Consider the following 18,584-nt stretch of genomic DNA (forward strand, 5'->3'; position numbering starts at 1 on the left):
CGGTCACGTCGACGATCGACGTGACCGGCCGCGGGCGCAGGCCGTGCGGTCAGCGCTTGTCGGGGTGCGCGGCGCTGTCGGCGGCGCCGCCCGCGCCCACCGGGCGGAGCCGGGAGGCGGCGGTGGCGGCCAGTTGCGGAGCGAGCCTGGCGATGTCGCGGGAGCCGACGGCGGCGATCAGCGAGGGCAGGATCCAGCGGACCGGCTGCATGCCGCGCAGCCAGGGCTGGGCGTAGACGTGGACGGAGCGGCGGGCGATGCCGGCGACCAGACGGTCCACGGCCGGGTCCAGCGGGTAGGTCTTGTTGGCCGGCCAGGGCAGGCGGGCGCGCATCTGCTTGAGGACGGCGTCCTGGTCGGCGCCCCGGACCATGTCGGTGTCGGTCCAACTCAGGTAACCGACACCGACCCTGACACCCTGGTGGGCGACCTCGGCGCGGATCGAGTGGGCGAAGGCCTCGACGCCGGACTTGCTGGCGCAGTACGCACTCATCAGCGGGGCGGGCGTGAGCGCGGCGAGCGAGGCGATCTGGAGCAGGTAGCCGCGGCTCTCGGCGAGGGCCGGGAGGAAGGCCCGCGCGGTGGCCACGCTGCCGAGCAGGTTCACCTCGATCACCCGGCTGAACGCCCGGTGGTCGCTGTCCAGCAGCGGCCCGCCGATCGCGATGCCCGCGTTGGCGACCACCGCGTCGATCCGGCCGTAGTGCTCCTTGATCTGCCGGGCGGTCTCGGTGAGCGCCTCGATGTCGGTGACGTCGGCCTCCCAGGCGGTGGCGCCCGGGCCGCAGAGCGCGGCGACGTCCTTGAGCTCGGCCGGCTCCAGACCGAGCAGGGCGACCTTGGCGCCCCGCAGGGTGAGCTTGCGGGCCAGGGCGGCGCCGACGCCGCGCGCGGCACCCGTGACGACGACGACCTGTGCGGACAGCGGCAAGGTGGCGCTCATGCGGTCACGCTCCTCTGGACGGAAGGACGGTGGGCGGCGGGCAGGTGGGCGGCCGCGAGCCGGTCGATCTCGGCGGCGACCTCGGCGGGCCGCTCGATCGGCGCCATGTGGCCGACCCCGGGCAGCAGGAGCAGGCCCTGCGGATCGGGCAGCGCGGCGACGATCCGGTGCGCGTGCACCGGCGGGGTCAGCCGGTCGTCGGTGCCGACCACGACGGCGGTCGGCACGGTGAGCCGCGCCAGCCCGGCGCGGACGTCCAGCACGTCCAGCACGCCGGCCCAGCGGGCCCGGACGACGGTCGGGCAGGCGTGCACGATCCGGGCCGTCGCCTCGACCCGGTCGGCGGCCGAACCCGGGCCCATGGTGCCGTACTTGAGTGCGGCCCGGCTGACCGGACCGACCGGCCCGAGCGGCAGCCGCGAGCGCAGCCCCTGACGGTGCAGGAAGCGCCGCAGCCGCGGGGAGCGCACCGCCTCCGGCAGGACGCGCAGCTCGGCCACCAGGTCGGCCGCGCCGGTGGAGACCAGCACCGCGGCGGCGGTGCGCTCGACCACCTCGGGGCGGCCGGCGGCGGCCATCACGGTCATCCCACCCATGCTGTGGCCGACCAGGACGGCCCGCTCCCCCGCCGGGACGGTCCGGGTGAGCACGGCGCAGAGGTCCTCGGCGAGTGCCCGGGTGGAGTAGCGGATCCGGCTGGGCGGGACCTCGCTGCGGCCGTGGCCGCGCTGGTCGTAGGCCACCACCCGGTAGCGGTCGGCGAGTCGGTGGATCACCGGCGCCCAGAAGGCGGTCGAACAGGTCCAGCCGTGGGCGAGCACCACGGTCGGGGCGCCGGGCTGCCCGTGGATCTCGGCGTGCAGCCGGCTCCCGTCCGCCGAGCGGATCTCCAACTCCTCGGCGGGAGCGGGCAGGACGCAGTCGGCGGGGATCGCGGGGCTCATGCGAGGGCCTCCTCGGGCGCGGCGGCCGCGCGGGAGGCCGGCGCGGTCCGAATGATCAGCTCGTACTCGGCGAGGTCGACCTTGCGGGTGGCGCGGCGGAACGAGGTGGTGGAACCGGGCCAGAGCACGGTGTTCTTGCCACTGCTGTCCAGGTACCAGCTGCGGCAGCCGCCGGTGGTCCAGACGGTGCGGTCCATCCGGTGCTGGAGTTCGAGGTTCCAGTGCCGCTGGGCGCGTGCGGTCGGCTGCATCGCGGTGGCACCGACCGAGCCGAGCGTGGTGAGGGCGTCGACCAGGTAGTTCAGCTGGGACTCGATCATCAGGATCATCGAGCTGTTGCCGAGGCCGGTGTTGGGGCCGATCACGAAGAAGAGGTTCGGGAAGCCGTGCACGGTGGAGCCGCGCAGCGCCTCCATGCCGTCCTTCCACTCCTGCGCCAGGCTGGTGCCGTCGGCCCCGAACACCCGGGCGCCGATGGGCATGTCGGTGACGTGGAAGCCGGTGCCGAAGACGATCGCGTCCGCCTCGTGCTCGCTGCCGTCGGCGGCGACCAGGGTCGAGCCGCGCACCTCGCGCAGCCCGGCGGCGACCACCTCGGTGTTGGCGGCGGCGAGGGCCGGGTAGTACGTGTTGCTGAGCAGGATGCGCTTGCAGCCGATCCGGTAGTCCGGCGTCAGCCTGGCGCGCAGCGCGGGGTCGGCGACGCCCTGCGCGATGTGCCGTTCGGCGAGCCGCTGGACCACCTTCAGCAGGCCGGGCCGGCGGACGAAGGCGTCCACCTGGAGCTCCCGGAGGGCGAACAGGGTGCCCCGGCGGAGCTTGGTGGTGACGGGCAGCCGGTTGTGCAGCCACTTCTCGGCCTCGGTGATCGCGCGGTCGCGGCGCGGCAGGACCCAGGCCGGGGTGCGCTGGAAGACCGTCAGCCGGCCGACCCGCGGCTGGATGTTCGGGATGATCTGGGCGGCGGAGGCGCCGGTGCCGACCATCGCGACCCGCTGGCCGGCGAGGTCGTGGTCGTGGTCCCAGCGGGAGGAGTGGAACACCTTGCCGGGGAAGGTGTCCAGGCCCGGCAGGTCGGGGATCCGCGGGTCGGCGAGCGGCCCGGCGGCGGAGACGACGGCGTCGGCGGTCCACTGACCGGCCGTGGTGGTGACCCGCCAACGGGTCCGGTCGGCCTCCCAGCGCGCCTCGGTGACCTCGGCGTTGAAGCGCAGGTGCGGGCGGACGCCGAAGACGTCGGTGACCTTCTCCAGGTAGGCGCGGATGTCGGGCTGGCCGGAGAAGCTGCGCGGCCAGTCGGGGTTGGGCGCGAAGGAGAAGGAGTACAGGTGGGAGGGCACGTCGCAGGCGCAGCCGGGGTAGCTGTTGTCCCGCCAGGTGCCGCCGACCGAGTCGGCGCGCTCCAGGATGACGAAGTCGGTGATGCCGGCGCGGCGCAGCCGGACACCGGCGCCGATGCCGCCGAAGCCGGAGCCGATGACGGCCACCCGGACGTGCGGGACGTCGGGCGCGGCGGTCACGGCGGGCGCCTCGGGCGCGGCGGCGGCCGAAGCGGCCGGGCCGGTGGCGGCCCCGCCGGTGGAGACGTCGAGGGAGTCCCGGTCGGACGCGTCGGGGCGGGGGCGCTTGGTGCTGGATGCCATGCGGCGTCCTCCTGAGGGTGGGGGCCGTGAGGTGCGCACTGCCGCGACGTGCCGTCGTGCGTCCTGCCATGGTGCCGTCGTGCCGTCGCGATGACCGTGCCAGCAATCACTGGCACGATTGGCAGAGTAGCCCTTGGCGACAGCGGAGGGAAGAAGCCCGACCACGTCACTTCGGCGACCGCCGGTCCTATGCTGAGCGCCGTGGACAAGGTCAGAGCAGCAGCGGACGACGGACGGCGCGAGTACCGGGTCGAGGAGCTGGCCGAGGCGGCCGGCATCACCACCCGGACGCTGCGCTTCTACCGCGAGCGCAAACTGCTCCAGCCGCCGCGCAAGGAGGGCCGGATCGCCTGGTACGGCGAGGCCCACCTGGCCCGGCTGCGGGTGATCGCCGAGCTGCTGGAACGAGGCCACACCCTGGGCGGGATCGCCGAGCTGATCGGCGCCGGCGAGAGCGGGCGGGACGTCGCCGAGCTGATCGGCCTGGAGGCGGCGATCGTCGCGCCCTGGTCGGACGAGACGCCGGTCCACCTGGACTGGGACGAGCTGAAGGCCACCTTCGGCGACCAGCTCACCGAGGAGAACACCACCGAGTCCGTCGCCCAGGGCTACGTCACGGTCGAGGAGGACGGGATCACCCACGTCAGCCGCCGGCTGCTGGACGCCACGACCGCCCTGGTCGCCGAGGGGGTGCCGCTCTCGCTGGTACTGGAGGCGAGCCGCCGCACCCAGGAACACGTGGACGCGATCGCCGAGATCTTCACCGCGCTGGTCCGCGACCAGCTCCTCGGCCCGCTCGCCGCCGACACCCCGCTGGCCCCCGGTGAGGCGGCCCGCCTCACCGAGCAGATCCTGCGCGTGCGACCGCTGGCGCGGACGGTCACGGACGCCCAGTTCGCCCTGGCCATGGACCGACGGGTGCACGCCGAGTACGACGAACTCCTGCGGCAGCGGCTGGAGCAGCGCGAGGACGACCGCGGGAACGACCGCGAGGACGACCGCGAGCTCGCGGAAGGCTGACCGGCGCGCGCCCGCCCGCGGGCGTAGCCGCGCCCGCCGGCGGGCAGGGATCGGGGCACCCCGCCGCCCGCCGGAACGGAGTCGCCCGATGCCCCCCGCCCTGCCCCGCCGCACCGTGCTCACCCTCGCCTCCGGACTGGTGCTCGCCGCCTGCGGCTCGTCCGGGAGCCGCCCGGGGGCCGCACCGGCCGCCACCCGTGTCGTGCGGCACGCGCGCGGCGAGAGTGCGGTGCCGGAGCGCGCCACCCGGGTCGTCGCCCTGGACACCGACGCCCTGGACGCCGTGGTCACGCTCGGCGTCATCCCCGTCGGCGCCACCACCGTCGCCGAGGGCGCGCCGTTCTCCGGCTACCTGTCGGCCGACCGGCTGGCCGGGACCAGGGCCGTCGGCACCATCGGCCAGCCCAACCTGGAGAGCATCGCCGCGCTGAAGCCGGACCTGATCCTGAGCAACCGGGTCCGCGACGACAAGCGGTACGACGAACTGTCCAAGATCGCGCCGACCGTCCTGACCGGAACCACCGGGCCCGCCTGGAAGGAGAACGTCCGACTGCACGCCGAGGCCCTGGGCCGCCAGAGCGAGGCCGCGGCCGCGGAGTCGGCGTACCGGGCCGCGGTGGCCGAGCTGGTCACCGCCCTCGGCGGGCCGGCGAAGGCGGCGGCCACCAGGGTGGAGATGGCCCGCTTCCTGGCCGGCGCGCCCACCCGGCTCTACCTGAACGACACCTTCGTCGGCTCGCTCCTCAAGGACCTCGGCATGGGCCGGCCGGCCAACCAGGACAAGCCCGGCTTCTCCATCGAGATCAGCCCCGAGCAGGTCGACCAGGCTGCGGCCGACGTCATCTTCTACTCGGTGTACGGCGACGCGGCCAAGTCGGACCGGTCCAGGATCATCGACGGGTCGCTCTGGAAGAACCTGGACGCGGTGCGTGCCGGGCGGGTGTACCAGGTGGACGACGGCCTCTGGATGCTCGGCATCGGCTACACGGGCGCGAGGCTGATCCTGGACCAGATCCGCACCAACCTGGTCGGCTGAGCCGGGCGGGCGCCGGGGCCGGACGTTCCATCGGCCGGTGGGCGGCCCGTCGTTGGGTGGTCCTCCAAGGTGACCGAGCGCCTCGGTTCGGCTGCGCTGGGTGATCGCACGGTTACCCGGTCGATCATCCGGGCCGTACGGTCGGAACTCACCCGCGGGCCGCTGCCACCAGGTCGGGCCGGTGGTGGGAGGCGGGCGCCCACTCCGGCTCCGTGTGGGGGTCAACACATGTCCGTGGTCACGAAGTTCCGCTCGGCGGCGCAGCTGACGGGCGGTCCGGTCCTGCTCTGGTCGCTGCTCGGCCGGCTGCCGAACGCGATGTGCCCGATCGGCACCCTGTTGCTGGTCACCCGCAACACCGACAGCGTCTGGCGCGGCTCGGTGGTGGCCGGGGCACTGGCCGTCGGGCAGGCGGTCGGCGGGCCGCTGGTCGGCCGGCTCGCGGACCGACGCGGGCAGCGCACCGTCGGGCTGGTCGCCGCGTCCGAGAGCGGCCTGCCGCTCGCTCCGCAGATCGCCCCGGCCGCGCTGATCGGCCTCTCGGCCCCGCTGGTCGGACCGCTGTCGCGCAGCCGCTGGGTCCGGCTGGCTGGCGGGGAGGCGGAGTTGACGTCCTCGATGCTCTCGCTCGACGGCATCGTGGACGAGATCAGCTTCACCGCCGGTCCAGCCCTGGTCGGCCTGCTCGCCACGCTGGCCTCCCCGGCCGTCGGACTGCTCACGGCGGCCGTGCTGGTCGGCGTCGGCGCCACCCTGTTCGCGCTGCACCCGACCGCGCCGCCCGGGACCGGACGCGGCTCCCGACTGCGCCCCGCCGAGCGCCTGGTGAGCACTCCGTACGTACTGCTGCTCGCCGGGATGGCTCTGCTGGGCGCTTGCTTCGGCTCGGTGCAGGTCGGGGTCACCGCCACCACGGACGCGATCGGGCAGCCGGGCGCGGCCGGGCTGATCTACGGCTTCATGGGCCTCACCAGTGCCTTCGCGGGCATCGCCACCGCCGCCCTGCCGGCCCGCTGGGAACTGGCGGCCCGTCTGCGGGCCGGGACGCTCCTGCTCTTCGCCACCTCCGTGCTGCTGCTCTTCGCCGGCGGTGGCGTGGCCGCCCTGGCCGCGGCCGTGGGGTGTCTGGGCGTGGCCGTCGCGCCCCAGATGATCACCATGTTCGGCCTGGCGGAGCGGACCGTGCCGGCGGCGCGGCTCGGCGAGGCGATGGCGGCGCTGGTCAGCGCGATCATCCTGGCCCAGTCGGCGGGGACGTTCCTCGGCGGCTGGGCGGCCGACCACCTCGCGCCCGATGCGCCGTTCCGGATCACCGTGGTCGCCGCGGCGGCCGCCCTGCTGCTCGCCGCGTCGACGGCCACCGACCGCCGCTACCCCCGCCGCGAGGCGGGAGCGGCCGCGAGGGCGGCCGCGAGGGCGGCCGCGGGCTCGGCTGGTGACGCGAGGTCGGCGGGTGACGCGGCGCCGGCGGATCACGCCGGTCCGGCCCGTGACCCGCGCCCCGTACCGGGTGCGGCGCCGATGTGAAAGGCCACCCCAAGCCGAGGCGCGGATTCCGCGCAGGACATGGAGCCGACGCGTACCCGCCGCGAAGAGAACGAGAAGCCGGTGCGACCCTCCCGGGCGTAACACCGGATCCCCCACCACGGGTTAGGCTCTCCCCCCGGTGTCCGCGCCGTACCGTCGCGCGGGCATCGGCGACATGTGGACTGACGGACCGGGAGACGGGGGAACGGGGAACCATGAGCGACGGAGCAGCGCCGGGCGCCGGCGGCGGCGGGGACGGATACGGCGTCAGCGTGGCCGGTCTGAGCGGCGTCACTGAGCAGCTGAACAAGACGGCGACGGACATCGCCGCGGCCAAGACCGCATACGCGGGCTCGGTCTGCTACGCGCCCACCGCGTTCGGTGAGTTCGGCGTGGACAACGCGTGGTCCGCCTTCGACAGCGCCTGGTCGAAGGAGATCACCGTCACGCAGCGCGCACTCGACGAGCTGTCACAGAAGATGTCGACCACCACGGCGAACTACCGCAACGCGGAGAAGGCCATCACGGCTTCGCTGGTGCCGGCGGGTGGCGGCCGGTGAGCAAGGTCAAGGATCTGGAGCACGCCCGGCACACCATCGAGAAGGTGAACTTCATGTTCGCCAACCTCCATCTGCTGGAGGGGATCGAACAGGCGCTGGCCGTGCCGGAGCCGGTCGGCGACGTGAGTGCGGTACAGGCCCGGGCCAAGGACTACGCACGGGCGGCGGCCTCCTTCGGCCAGGCCTCGCAGGACCTCTCCGGGATAGCCACCAACCAGCTGCCCGCGGTCTGGAGCGGCTCGGTGGCGGAGCACGCCACCCAGGCGATCCACGCGATGTCGGAGGAGACCACCACCTCCCAGCAGACCCTCGCCCAGGCGGCCGTCCTGCTGGACACCTGGGCGAGCGAGCTGGACTGGGCGAAGAAGACCGACGCCCAGGGCCGTCAGCAGCTGCAGTCCGCCGACGAGCGGGCCCGGGAGGATCCGGGCGGCTTCGACCAGGACGCGATGGCGACCGCGCTGGCCGGCGTCGACGCCCGGCTCGCGGCGGCCCGGCGGGTGGAGAACACCGGTACCAGCACCGCCAGCAAGCTGAACCAGCTGGCGTCCATGGCGCGCGCCTCGCGCGCCGGCATGGGCTCGCTCGACCCGCTGGCGGCGGTGGTCCTGGCCACCGAGAAGAACCCCGGCGCGGGCGAGGACGGCGGCTACATCCTCACGCCCAACCAGCTCGACCGGGCCACCCAGACCCTCGGCGTGATGACCGGTGCCGACCAGGCGGCGTTCCGCGCCCTGCTGTCCGGCGCGAAGTCCCCCGAGGAGGCGGCCTACCTCTGGAAGGCGCTGGCCTCCGGGCACTCGGTCGCCGACATCCAGCAGTTCGACGCCCAGATCCACCCGCACGGCGACGACCCGGCCTGGCTCGCCAAGCACCTCGTGCCGGCGACCAGCACCGGCGACACCGGCCGGGAGTCCTCGGACAACATCGACGTCACCTACGGTGGCCAGAACGTCAACATCGACGGCTACAACCTCTATTCGCAGCGCAACGTCGGCGACTGCGTGGCCGCCTCCACGGTGATCGCCCAGGCCAAGCTGGACCCGATGCTGATGCTCCAGCTGACCACCGGCGGCACGCCCGACGTCCCCGGCGCCGACTCCCCGCAGAACTTCGAGAAGCGGCTGCAGGACACGTACATCAACGAGTACAAGGACGGCCAGCGGGTCGACGGGAACAAGAAGGTCTACCCGCAGGTGGACAGCGGTCTCGGCGACAAGGCCCAGACCTACCTGGCCGACAAGGACCTCGGCAAGGCCACCGGCGCCGACTACGAGCACGTCGAGCTGGAGAGCGACGAGGACCGCCGGAAGGCGCTGGCACGGATCGAGAAGTCCGTCGACGAGGGCCTGCCCGTCCCGATCACCGTGCGGAACAACGACTCGGGCCACCAGATGATGATCATCGGGCGGGACGGTGACAAGCTGCAGGTCTACAACCCCTGGGGCTTCACCTCCTGGGTGACCGAGGAGCAGTTCGTCAACAGCCAGCTCGGCGGACTGACCCCCGGCGAACACCCCCTGAACAAGTCGACCGCGCTGGAGCTGCCGAAATGACGAACGTCCGCCCGGACGCCGAACTCGCGGACCTCGACGTCCCCGCCGCCATCACCCGTGGCCTGCTGCTCGCCGGCGGCCCGCGCCAGGCCCTGTTCACCGAGGCCGCCATCGCCGCCGCCCACCGGGCCGAGGAGGCGAGCATCGGCCCGTACCCGCTGGGCTTCCTCGCCCAGCACGTCCGCGCCGGCGGTTTCGCGGCCGCCCTCGCGCTGCCCGAGCCCGTGATCGGCGAGCCCGGCCGGACCGTCGTCCGCGAGTGGCTGCAGGCCGCCGCCGCGAGCGGCGCCGACCTCGGGCGCGAGCACCTGTTCGCGCGCTGGCTGGCGGAGGTCGCGGCGCTGATCGAGCTACGGCGCAACGCCCGGGAGGCGGGCAGCGCGTGACCGTCCGCTCCCTTCCCCGCCCGCTCGCCCTCGCGGCGGCCGCCCTGCTGGTGCTGGCGCCGGTGGCCGGCTGCTCGTCCTCCGGCGGATCGTCGTCCGACAAGCAGCCGGACACCGCCCTCGCGCTGCCCGCCGACCTGGAGGCGGAGGCCGTGGCCGGCGGGAAGCCCGCCTTCGAGCCGGCCGACGTCCGCCTGGCCGTCGGCGGCTCGGTGGGCGTCAGCCTGACCTCCGCCCCGCTCCCGCACGGCTGGCAGCTGTCCGGCGAGGGAGACCCGGCCGTCCTGCGCCGGGGCGCCGACGCCAAGCTGAGCAGCTGCCCGCCCGACTCCGCCGGCTGCGGCCACACCGTCCGCCAGACCTGGACCGCGACCGCCGCCGGCAGCACCACGCTCACCTGGCACTACGTCGACCGCGCCTCCTGCCGGGAGCCGGGCAACGCCGCCTCCTGCAAGGTGCTGGCGGTCAAGGACGTCCGGGTCACCGTCGGCTGACGGGGGCGGGCCGCGGCCCGCCCCCGGTCTGCCGTCAGCGCGCCGTCAGCGCGCGGACGGCAGACCGACGGTGGCCACGACGTAGGTCTCCCCGGGGCCCGGCGGGCGCGTCCAGGAGCGGGTGGTGAAGGTGTGCAGCCGACCCTCGGTGAGGGCGAACCGGGGCAGGCTCACCCCGAACTCGGCGGCCACCGCCGCGAGTGCGCGCCGCTCACCCTCGCGCTGCGGCCCGTGCTGCGACTCGTCCTGGGGCCCGTGCGCGGGCGGGCAGAGGAGGCGCTCCGGGTCGAGCGCGGGCGGTATCGCGCCGCCGGTGCGCCGGATCTCGGGGCCCTGGACGGTGAACGCGTAGCACTCCGCCCCGCCGTCGGCGACGGAGAGGTGGAACAGGCCGCCCGCGGGCTCCGACCAGACCACCACCGCCCGGCCGCCACCGCGCGAGGCGGCGGCCGCCGGGGACTCGAACCGGGGCCCGTGGTACGGGGCCGGCTCCGCGTCGAAGGCGAAGCTCCAGCCGGAGCCGCCCGCCCACCCGACCGCGGCCAGTGCGCGGTCGTCGTAGCTGGAACTCACTCCGCCGCCGTACCGGTGCTGCCATGCCTCCCGGCTCCCCATCGGGGCGTTCAGGGCGGCGCCCGGGGACCCCTCGGCTCCCTCGGCCGGCTCGATGCCGAGGCGAGCGGGCAGCTCGTCCGGCGCCGCACCCTCCACCAGCACGAAGCGGTACGCGGCCGGGCGGGCGCTGCCCGGCCGGTGGCCGGCCAGCCACTCCAGGCCGTCCTCGTCGAACCGCTGCCCGGCCGGCCCCGCGGACCGCTCGACGGCGGGCGCACCGGTACCCCTCGCGGTGGCCAGCAGCTCACGCCCGCGCTCCGGCGTGACCAGCGGTCCCAGTACGGCATCCGCCAGCAGGCCGATCGGCGCCAGGTGGTCCGGCCCGACCGGCGTCCAGTACGGGAGCGCGGCGAGCAGCGTGTGCCAGGCGGCCTCCGCGGCGCCCCAGCGGGCCAGCTCGCGCGCCTGGTCGACGGCCGCGCCGAACGGGCCGGGTGCGGTGTAGCGGTACGTCAGCTCCGCCACCTCCCGCAGGATCACGTCGGCCTCGGCGCGCGCCTCGTCGGAGGCGGGCCGCACGCGAAAGCCCCAGACCGCCGCGTCGTGGTGCGAGTGCACCTGCTCCAGGGCCAGCACGGGCACCACCTCGGAGGAGTAGAGCGGGTCGGGCGGCAGCTCGCCGTAACTCACCGTGTAGGTCTCGCCCTGGAGGCGGCGGAGCTGGTCGAGCATGCCGACGGCCCGCGGCCGGCCGAAGTCCACGGCCTCCGCCAGCGCCGCGGCCGCCTGCCCGTACGCCCCGCGCAGCGCGTCCAGCCGGGCGACCTCGACGCAGGCGTCCAGCCGGCGGGTGGTGCCGTTCTCGAAGGCGTCCCCGGTGCGGTGGGCGGTGAGCCGGTGGAACTCGCGGTACATCGCCACCATGAACTCCCGGAAGGAGCCGTACCGGGTGGGCTCGCTGTGCGCCCACACCTTGTGGCAGTAGACCGCCCACTCGCCGTCGTCGTCCACCGCCGACGGATCGAGCAGGACGAACGTCAGGTCCGACTCCGTGTCCAGTTGGAGCGCCCGCTCCCACATGCCTTCGAGCTCGCCGTCGAAGTACTCGCTGAATCCCGAGGAGTCCTCGTGCCAGCGGGCGCCCTCCGTACCGGCCAGCCGGTACACGGAGCCGCCCGCGTGCCGCCACCCGTCGGTGACCTCCAGGAACGCCCGGTACGACGGCGGCAGCCGCCGCCCCAGCCGCCGCTCGGCCGCCGCCAGTCGCTCCGCGGTGGCCGGCTCGAAGCCCAACCAGCCCGCACGGCGCGCCGCTTCGTCCTCCGGTCGCGAAGCGGCGGAGTCGTCGCGGGCACCGGCCCACTCCTCGCTCCACCGGGTGAGGAAGGGGCGCCATTCGAAGGTCTCCTCGGTCATGGCGGTGATCCTCGCACGCACCACCGACAAGGCCGACGCCCCGACCGGTGTCCGGGCGGCGATGCCACATCGATCACCGATGCCGCGTCGATCGCGGACAACGGCTGCTCCACGGGCGGAAGTCTCCCTCTTCGGACGGCCCGGGACACAAGGCCCGCTGCGGCTCCGAGTCGTGGACCTCGACGCCGATCCGCCGGAGGCGAGGACGACCGTCGTCTGGGAGGGCATCGACCGACGCACGGCGAGGACCGGCCCGAACGGACCGCCTCCCACGGAGGACGCGAGGTGCCGACCGCTCACCGGATCAGCGCCCGCACCCCGACGACGATCAGCAGGACCGGCACGGCGGCGGCCACCACGGCGAGCGGGCCGATGCAGAACACCGGCAGGAAGCCGTCGGACCCGGCCTCGCCGCGCCGGACCGTGTCGACCAGCCAGCCCGCGGCGGACACCCCGAGGGCGAGCAGGACGGCCGCGAACATGCCGTACTTGATCAGCGCGAACCCGGAGTCCTGGAACGCGCGGCCCCCCGCCAGCCGGACCTCCACCCGCTGCCCGGCCGGATAGGACTCCTTGGCATCGCTCAAGGTGATCGCCCGCCCGGGCCCGACCGCGTCCGCCGGCGTGTACTGCCCCTGACAGTCGATGCCGTCGTCATTGCCGTCGGAGTCCGTCGTCTGGTAGCACCTCACCACGGTCACCACCCCGTCGACCGGCCCGATGCCGGCCGCCGCCACGATCCGTACGCCCACCAGGGCCCACACCAGCCAGAGCGAACCGGCCAGCACCGCCAGCACGGCCACCAGAGTGGCGACCCTGAACACCCACCGCACGACTCGGCCCTCCCCCGGCGCCCATCGCTACCAGGCCAACGTACCGGAATGCCGGCCGAGTTGGCCGACCACGAGGCGGACGGAACGCCAGCCGGTCCGCAGACGCGTGAGCAGGGAGCGGGCCGCCGGGCGGGCCGGGCCGCCCGGCGGCCTGGCTGGAGTGAGCCGACATGGGTGGAACAGCGGCTCCGGTCCTTCCCCCGGGGCCCACCGCCCCGGAGCCCACCGCCGAGGAGCGGGAAGTCGACAGGGCCGACTTCCCACTCCGGGAGCACCCCGCGTCCGCTCAGAGCGCGCGCTTCAGCAGCGCCAGCAGGGCCGCCCAGTGCCGGGCGTCCGCCTCGGCGCGGTACGCGGTGGAGTCGGCCTGGGTGAACCCGTGCGGCGCGCCCTCGTACACCTCGCAGGTGTGGCGGACGCCGGCCTCCGTCAGGGCCTTCGCCAGGCGCTCGATCTGCTCGGCGGGCAGCGACGGATCCTGGTCGGCATGGCCGAAGTACAGCTCGCCGGTGACGCGGTGGGCGGCCAGGTGCGGGCTGTCCGCGGCCTCGGGGGCGAGGAGGCCGCCGTGGAATCCGGCCGCCGCGGCGACGCGGTCCGGGTGGGCGGCGGCCGTGCGCAGCGCCAGGATGGCGCCGAGGCAGTAGCCCGTGATGCCGGCCGGCCCGTCGACGGTCAGCGGGGAGTCGGCGAGCCAGCGCAGGTAGGCGTCGGCGTCCCGCACCGCGTCCTCGGCGGTGTGCCCCTGCATGAGCGCGCCCAGCCGCTCCAGCAGTACGGGATCGGTGGCCGGGTCGATCAGCGCGGGTGGCGCGGGCAGCTCGACCAGCGGAGCGCGGCCCTGCCGGTAGAACACGTTGGGCAGCAGCACGGTGTAGCCCTCGGCCGCGATCCGGTCCGCCATCGACTCCAGGAACGGGCGCAGGCCGAACGCGTTCATGTACAGCAGGACGGCGGGGTGGGCCAGGCCGTCGTCCGGGTGGGCCAGGTAGGCGTCGGCGATGCCGTCGGCCGTCGGGATGTCCACGGAGGTGCCGCGCACGGGGGTGCTCACGATCGGTGCTCCTCAGCTCGTCGTACGGTCGTCGCCCCGCAGGCTACCGACCGCATGCCGTGCCCGACACGGCGTCAGGGTGTCTGCCGGGCACCGGGACCGGCTCCGCGCCGGGCCCCGGACCGGCCCCGGGTCAGGCGTTCCAGCTGCGGCTGCAGAGCACCAGCCGGTAGCCGTCGGGGTCGGCGACGGTCACGCCGAACTCGTCCCAGTACGGGTTGTGCGCGGTGACCCGGGTACCGCCTGCGGCCTCCAGCCGGGCCACGGCGGTCTCGTCGACCGGTGCGCCCAGGTAGACGACGAAGAGGTCGTCGACGGTCGGCGTCGGCTCCAGCGGGTGCTCCGGGTCGTGGGTGAGCTCGAAGTGCCAGCTGCCGCCGGCCGGGCCGACCATGAGCAGGTCGTGCTCGCCGGAGACCCGCTCGGTGCTGCGCCAGAGGATGTCGAGGCCCAGGCCGTCGACGTAGAACCGCTCGGCGGCGGCGAGGTCCCGGGAGGGGCGGGCGACCCGCACCCGCATCGTCGAATCGATCATGCGGGCGAGCGTACCCGTCCGCCGGACCCGCCCCGACGCCGCATCAGAACCGCCGTACCGGAACGGCCGCACCGGAACCGGCGCATCAGAGCCGCCGCATCAGGGCCGCCGCATCAGGGCCGCGTAGCGGAACCGCCGCGTCAGAGCCGCCGCAGGCGCTCCTCGTCCGGCGTCCGGGGGCAGGTGATGCAGGCGGAGTCCGGCCGGATCGCGTAGTAGAGGCAGCAGCCGAGCCGGGTGCGGGTCGGGTGGCTGCGCCCGTCCTCGCCGTGCAGGTGGCGGAAGTCGGCGGCACCGGGCAGCGGCTGGGTGCCGCCGGGCAGGACGGCCCCGGCGGCGGCGACGGCGGCGGACTCCTCGCCGAGCATCCGGCCGAGGTACCAGACGGCGGAGGCCAGGTCGTCCGTCACCATGCCCCACAGGGCCCGGGTGCCGCGCCGGGTGGCACCGGAGAAGGCGGTGAGCAGGGGCTCGACGTGGGTGACGACGCTGGCGCGCAGCTCGGCGCGCAGCTCGTCGTCGCCCGGGAGGGTGCTGTGGGCGCGCGGGCGGAGCGCGAAGTCACCGGTGGGGGCGTGCAGCCAGATATCCGCGCGGTCGATGACGGGCACCCGCCGGGCGAGGTGCCAGGGGCCGGCGATCAGGACGCAGACCGACCAGAGGTAGTGGTGCAGCAGCCGGGAGGCGGTGACGTGGGGACGCGGGGCGCTGCCGTGTTCGGCGGCGATCCGGGCCTCCTCGCCGGCCAGCGCGTCGGCCAGGGCGGTCGGGTCGGCCGCGAGTTCGGCGGCGGAGTACCAGCCCCGGGCGCGCTCGGGGGTGGGGACGCCGTCCGCGAGGACGTCGACCCGCAGGGCCGGACCGAGGTCCAGCAGCCGCCGGTAGTCCGCGTAGAGAGGACAGGGGGCGCAAGGGGCGGAGGGCATGGGTGTGGCCCCCAAGATCATCGGTACTCCCCGAGATCGGCTAAGGTGAGGCTCACCTTATACGTGGCATGCCACCCTCGGGACCAGGCCACACCCCCACCCGGGCCAAGTCGGCCGGGATTTGACGCGATTCCAGGCCAAGCCGACCAGGACTTGACGAAATAAGGCATGCCTAACCTAATATTTCGCCTTGTGTGGAAAACCGAACCGCCGGCCTCCACGGCCCCGGCGGTACCCCGACTCTCGACGGCGCGGCGGCCGCTGCTGCTGACCGCCGGCGTCTGCGCCCTCGTGCTGTGCGCCGCGCTGAGCCTCGCGCTCGGCTCCCGCTCCATCCCGCTGTCGACCGTGATCGACGCCCTGACCGGCGCCGGACACGGCGGCGACGCCGACGTGGTGACCGGCCTTCGGGTCCCCCGGACGGTCATCGGGCTGGCGATCGGGGCGGCGCTCGGCGTCGCCGGGACGGTCGCCCAGGGCGTCACCCGCAACCCGCTCGCCTCGCCCGTCACGCTCGGGATCAACGCCGGGGCGGGCTTCGCCGTCGTCGCCGCGATCTACGCCTTCGGGCTCACCCGGCCGATCGAGTACCTCTGGTTCGCCTTCGCCGGCGCCGCCCTCGCGGCGGTGGCCGCCTACGCGATGTCCCGCCGGGGCGGCGACCTCGACCCGGTCCGGCTGGCCCTCGGCGGCACCGTGCTCACCGTCGTGCTCACCTCCTGGACCTCGGCGCTGATGCTGGCCAGTCACCGCACGCTGGACGAGGCGCGGTTCTGGCTGGCCGGCTCCATCGCCGGGCGGCACCTGGACACCCTGGTGCCCCTGCTGCCGTTCCTCGTGCTCGGGCTGGTCGGCGCGTTCGCCGTCGCCCCCTCGCTCAACGCGCTCGCCCTCGGTGACGAGGCCGCGCAATCGCTCGGTGTGCCGGTGACCCGGATCCGGGTGGTCGGCGGTCTGAGCGTGGTCCTGCTGGCCGGCAGCGCGGTCGCCGTCGCGGGGCCGATCGCCTTCGTCGGGCTGGCCGCCCCGCACCTGGTGCGGCCGCTGCTCGGCAACGACCACCGCTGGCTGCTGCCGGGCTCTCTGATCACCGGTCCGCTGCTGCTGCTCGCGGCCGACGTGCTGGGCCGGCTGGTGGCCCGGCCGTCGGAGATCGAGGTCGGCATCGTGACGGCCTTCCTCGGCGCGCCGCTGCTCGCGGTGCTGGCCCGGAAGGTGGCCCGGTGAACGCCCTGACCTCCGCAGTGCCCACCGCCGTCGTGAGCACGGCGGCCCGCCGCCGGGCCCGCACCGCCGCGTGGTCGCTGCTGGCCGCCGCGCTGCTGGTGCTGCTGACCGGCGTCGCGCTCGGCACCGGCCAGGTGAAGATGTCGGTCTGGGAGGCACTGCGCGCCCTGGTCGGGCTCGGCGACGCCGGGAACGTCCTGGTGGTGCAGGAGTTCCGCGCACCCCGGGTGGTCTCCGCACTGATCGCGGGCGCCGGGCTGGCGGTGGCCGGCTCGATGCTGCAACGGCTCTTCCGCAACCCGCTGGCCTCGCCCGACACCATCGGCGTCACCGGCGGCGCGTCCTTCGGCGCGGTGCTGATGCTCGCCACCGGCGCCTCGCAGGAGTTGATCCCGCTCGCCGCGCTCGGCGGCGGACTGCTCGCCGCGCTGCTGCTCGGCGGCTTCGCCTGGCGCTCGCGGATGGCCGTCACCCGGCTGGTACTGGTCGGTCTGGCGGTCCAGCAGGGCCTGGCCGCCGCCGTGAACCTGATGATCGTCCGGTTCCCCGCCGAGCTCGCCTCCTCCGCCATGCAGTGGACCACCGGCTCGCTGTACGGGCGGGACTGGACCGAGGTGTGGATCGGCGGCACCGCCATCGCGCTCACCACCGTCGCCGTGGTGCTCTGCCGGCGCCGGGTCGCCGTGCTCGACCTCGGCGACGACTCGGCCGGCGGGCTCGGTCTGAGCCCGAACCGCGACCGGATCCTGCTGCTCCTGCTCTCCATCGCGCTGGCCTCGCTGGCCGCCGCGCTCACCGGACCGGTCGCCTTCGTGGCGCTCGCCGTACCGCACCTGGTCCGCCTGCTGGCCGGACCGCCCACGCTGGGCACGCTCGGCCTCACCGCGCTCACCGGCGCCGTGCTGCTGCTCTCCTCCGACCTCCTCGTGCTCCATGTGATCCCCGTCCACGGCCTGCCGGTCGGTGCCGTCACCGCCACCCTCGGCGCGCCCTGGCTCCTGGTGCTGATGATCCGCCAGGGCCGGCTTCCCCAGAGGAGCAACCGATGACCCTCGACGTGGCGACCGCCTCCACCGCCCTCGACCCGGCGGCCAACCGCCTGGCCGCCCACGGCCTGCACCTGCGCTACGGCAACCGGGTGATCGTGGACAGCCTCGACCTGGAGCTGCCCGGCGGCGCCGTGACCGCGATCGTGGGCCCGAACGCCTGCGGCAAGTCCACTCTGCTGCGCGGCCTGGTCCGGCTGCTCGACCCGTCTGCCGGCAGCATCACCCTGGACGGCTCCGACATCCACCGGATGCCCGCCCGGGCGCTCGCCAAGCGGATGGGCCTGCTCCCGCAGCAGCCCGTCACCCCCGAGGCGATCACCGTCGAGTCGCTGGTCCGGCTCGGCCGCTTCCCGCACCAACGGATGCTCAGCCCCTGGTCCAAGGCCGACCAGGCGGCCGTCGAGGGCGCGCTGGCCCGCACCGGCACCGCCGAGCTGCGCGACCAGCAGGTGGACCGGCTCTCCGGCGGCCAGCGCCAGCGCGCCTGGATCGCGCTCGCGCTCGCCCAGGACACCGACCTGCTGCTGCTCGACGAGCCGACCACCTTCCTGGACCTCCGGCACCAGCTGGACGTCCTCGACCTGGTCGCCGACCTGCACGCCGAGGCCGGGCGCACCGTCGTCATGGTGCTGCACGACCTCGGGCAGGCCGCCCGGTACGCGGACCACCTGGTCGTCCTCAAGGACGGCCGGCTGGCCGCCGCCGGGCCCCCCGCCGAGGTCCTGACCGCCGACCTGGTGGAGGCCGTCTTCCAGGTGCCCTGTCAGGTCGTGCCCGACCCGGAGACCGGCACCCCGCTGGTCGTCCCGAGAGCCCGGACGAGGCGGGCCGCCGCCGCCCGCTGATCCCGCCCCACCGCCTTGCGGCCGGCCCCGCTCAC

General features: G+C 74.7%; 18 protein-coding genes. 10 read left to right on the forward strand and 8 right to left on the reverse strand.

Annotated features, from left to right (window positions below):
- Positions 1-49 precede the first annotated feature (49 nt).
- The 3 genes from AB0J08_RS14130 to AB0J08_RS14140 are packed head-to-tail and all read right to left on the reverse strand — an operon-like array spanning position 50 to position 3,530.
- Positions 50-943: an SDR family oxidoreductase gene (locus AB0J08_RS14130; RefSeq protein WP_360632161.1), complete on the reverse strand. Its 894-nt coding sequence runs from the start codon at positions 941-943 to the stop codon at positions 50-52.
- The gene (locus AB0J08_RS14135) at positions 940-1,887 is read right to left on the reverse strand and encodes an alpha/beta hydrolase (RefSeq protein WP_360632164.1); all 948 of its coding nucleotides are present in this window, start codon (positions 1,885-1,887) and stop codon (positions 940-942) included. Before AB0J08_RS14135 ends, AB0J08_RS14130 begins: the two co-directional genes overlap by 4 nt.
- Positions 1,884-3,530 (reverse strand): NAD(P)/FAD-dependent oxidoreductase, encoded by a 1,647-nt coding sequence (locus tag AB0J08_RS14140; protein ID WP_360632167.1) that lies wholly within the window; start codon positions 3,528-3,530, stop codon positions 1,884-1,886. Before AB0J08_RS14140 ends, AB0J08_RS14135 begins: the two co-directional genes overlap by 4 nt.
- A gap of 201 nt (positions 3,531-3,731) precedes the next feature.
- On the opposite strand from AB0J08_RS14140, the gene AB0J08_RS14145 reads away from it, so the two are divergent.
- From AB0J08_RS14145 to AB0J08_RS14175, 7 genes are all read left to right on the forward strand, one after another.
- Positions 3,732-4,550 carry a MerR family transcriptional regulator gene (locus AB0J08_RS14145; RefSeq protein ID WP_360632170.1) on the forward strand — a complete coding sequence of 273 codons (819 nt, stop codon included), beginning with the start codon at positions 3,732-3,734 and terminating at the stop codon, positions 4,548-4,550.
- 88 nt (positions 4,551-4,638) lie between these two features.
- The gene (locus AB0J08_RS14150; RefSeq protein WP_360632173.1) at positions 4,639-5,586 is read left to right on the forward strand and encodes an iron-siderophore ABC transporter substrate-binding protein; all 948 of its coding nucleotides are present in this window, start codon (positions 4,639-4,641) and stop codon (positions 5,584-5,586) included.
- 228 nt (positions 5,587-5,814) lie between these two features.
- A complete protein-coding gene (locus tag AB0J08_RS14155) occupies positions 5,815-7,113 on the forward strand; it encodes an MFS transporter (RefSeq protein ID WP_360632176.1) in 1,299 nt (432 codons plus the stop codon).
- Positions 7,114-7,328: 215 nt separating this feature from the next.
- Positions 7,329-7,673 carry a type VII secretion target gene (locus tag AB0J08_RS14160; protein ID WP_360632181.1) on the forward strand — a complete coding sequence of 115 codons (345 nt, stop codon included), beginning with the start codon at positions 7,329-7,331 and terminating at the stop codon, positions 7,671-7,673.
- Positions 7,670-9,229: a hypothetical protein gene (locus AB0J08_RS14165; RefSeq protein ID WP_360632184.1), complete on the forward strand. Its 1,560-nt coding sequence runs from the start codon at positions 7,670-7,672 to the stop codon at positions 9,227-9,229. Before AB0J08_RS14160 ends, AB0J08_RS14165 begins: the two co-directional genes overlap by 4 nt.
- Positions 9,226-9,615, forward strand: coding sequence for a hypothetical protein (locus AB0J08_RS14170; RefSeq protein ID WP_360632187.1), 390 nt, complete (start codon positions 9,226-9,228; stop codon positions 9,613-9,615). Before AB0J08_RS14165 ends, AB0J08_RS14170 begins: the two co-directional genes overlap by 4 nt.
- Entirely contained in the window at positions 9,612-10,109 is a 498-nt protein-coding gene (locus AB0J08_RS14175) for a hypothetical protein (RefSeq protein ID WP_360632190.1), read from the forward strand. The genes AB0J08_RS14170 and AB0J08_RS14175 overlap by 4 nt, the downstream gene beginning before the upstream one ends.
- 45 nt (positions 10,110-10,154) lie before the next feature.
- Here the strand turns inward: AB0J08_RS14175 and AB0J08_RS14180 are convergent, their stop codons facing one another.
- The 5 genes from AB0J08_RS14180 to AB0J08_RS14200 form a co-directional block, all read right to left on the reverse strand.
- Positions 10,155-12,080, reverse strand: coding sequence for an SMI1/KNR4 family protein (locus AB0J08_RS14180; RefSeq protein ID WP_360632193.1), 1,926 nt, complete (start codon positions 12,078-12,080; stop codon positions 10,155-10,157).
- A gap of 296 nt (positions 12,081-12,376) precedes the next feature.
- Entirely contained in the window at positions 12,377-12,913 is a 537-nt protein-coding gene (locus AB0J08_RS14185) for a hypothetical protein (protein ID WP_360632196.1), read from the reverse strand.
- Between the two features lie 286 nt (positions 12,914-13,199).
- Complete coding sequence (locus AB0J08_RS14190; RefSeq protein WP_360632199.1) at positions 13,200-13,967, reverse strand: dienelactone hydrolase family protein; 768 nt, start codon at positions 13,965-13,967, stop codon at positions 13,200-13,202.
- Positions 13,968-14,100: 133 nt separating this feature from the next.
- On the reverse strand, positions 14,101-14,502 hold the full coding sequence (locus AB0J08_RS14195) for a VOC family protein (protein WP_360632202.1): 402 nt from the start codon (positions 14,500-14,502) through the stop codon (positions 14,101-14,103).
- A gap of 140 nt (positions 14,503-14,642) precedes the next feature.
- Positions 14,643-15,428 (reverse strand): (2Fe-2S)-binding protein, encoded by a 786-nt coding sequence (locus AB0J08_RS14200; protein ID WP_360632205.1) that lies wholly within the window; start codon positions 15,426-15,428, stop codon positions 14,643-14,645.
- 261 nt (positions 15,429-15,689) lie between these two features.
- Between AB0J08_RS14200 and AB0J08_RS14205 the strand changes: the two genes are divergently transcribed.
- From AB0J08_RS14205 to AB0J08_RS14215, 3 genes are all read left to right on the forward strand, one after another.
- Positions 15,690-16,655 carry an iron ABC transporter permease gene (locus AB0J08_RS14205; protein ID WP_360632400.1) on the forward strand — a complete coding sequence of 322 codons (966 nt, stop codon included), beginning with the start codon at positions 15,690-15,692 and terminating at the stop codon, positions 16,653-16,655.
- Between the two features lie 92 nt (positions 16,656-16,747).
- A complete protein-coding gene (locus tag AB0J08_RS14210) occupies positions 16,748-17,704 on the forward strand; it encodes an iron ABC transporter permease (RefSeq protein WP_360632403.1) in 957 nt (318 codons plus the stop codon).
- A complete protein-coding gene (locus tag AB0J08_RS14215) occupies positions 17,701-18,549 on the forward strand; it encodes an ABC transporter ATP-binding protein (protein ID WP_360632208.1) in 849 nt (282 codons plus the stop codon). Before AB0J08_RS14210 ends, AB0J08_RS14215 begins: the two co-directional genes overlap by 4 nt.
- Positions 18,550-18,584 lie beyond the last annotated feature (35 nt).

Source organism: Kitasatospora sp. NPDC050463 (assembly GCF_040655255.1).
Classification (GTDB): Bacteria; Actinomycetota; Actinomycetes; order Streptomycetales; family Streptomycetaceae; genus Kitasatospora.

Coding starts and splice junctions, on each gene's coding strand:
- AB0J08_RS14130 (WP_360632161.1), bottom strand. CDS start 943: ATGAGCGCCACCTTGCCGCTGTCCGCACAGGTCGTCGTCGTCACGGGT.
- AB0J08_RS14135 (WP_360632164.1), bottom strand. CDS start 1,887: ATGAGCCCCGCGATCCCCGCCGACTGCGTCCTGCCCGCTCCCGCCGAG.
- AB0J08_RS14140 (WP_360632167.1), bottom strand. CDS start 3,530: ATGGCATCCAGCACCAAGCGCCCCCGCCCCGACGCGTCCGACCGGGAC.
- AB0J08_RS14150 (WP_360632173.1), top strand. CDS start 4,639: ATGCCCCCCGCCCTGCCCCGCCGCACCGTGCTCACCCTCGCCTCCGGA.
- AB0J08_RS14155 (WP_360632176.1), top strand. CDS start 5,815: ATGTCCGTGGTCACGAAGTTCCGCTCGGCGGCGCAGCTGACGGGCGGT.
- AB0J08_RS14160 (WP_360632181.1), top strand. CDS start 7,329: ATGAGCGACGGAGCAGCGCCGGGCGCCGGCGGCGGCGGGGACGGATAC.
- AB0J08_RS14170 (WP_360632187.1), top strand. CDS start 9,226: ATGACGAACGTCCGCCCGGACGCCGAACTCGCGGACCTCGACGTCCCC.
- AB0J08_RS14180 (WP_360632193.1), bottom strand. CDS start 12,080: ATGACCGAGGAGACCTTCGAATGGCGCCCCTTCCTCACCCGGTGGAGC.
- AB0J08_RS14195 (WP_360632202.1), bottom strand. CDS start 14,502: ATGATCGATTCGACGATGCGGGTGCGGGTCGCCCGCCCCTCCCGGGAC.
- AB0J08_RS14200 (WP_360632205.1), bottom strand. CDS start 15,428: ATGCCCTCCGCCCCTTGCGCCCCCTGTCCTCTCTACGCGGACTACCGG.
- AB0J08_RS14215 (WP_360632208.1), top strand. CDS start 17,701: ATGACCCTCGACGTGGCGACCGCCTCCACCGCCCTCGACCCGGCGGCC.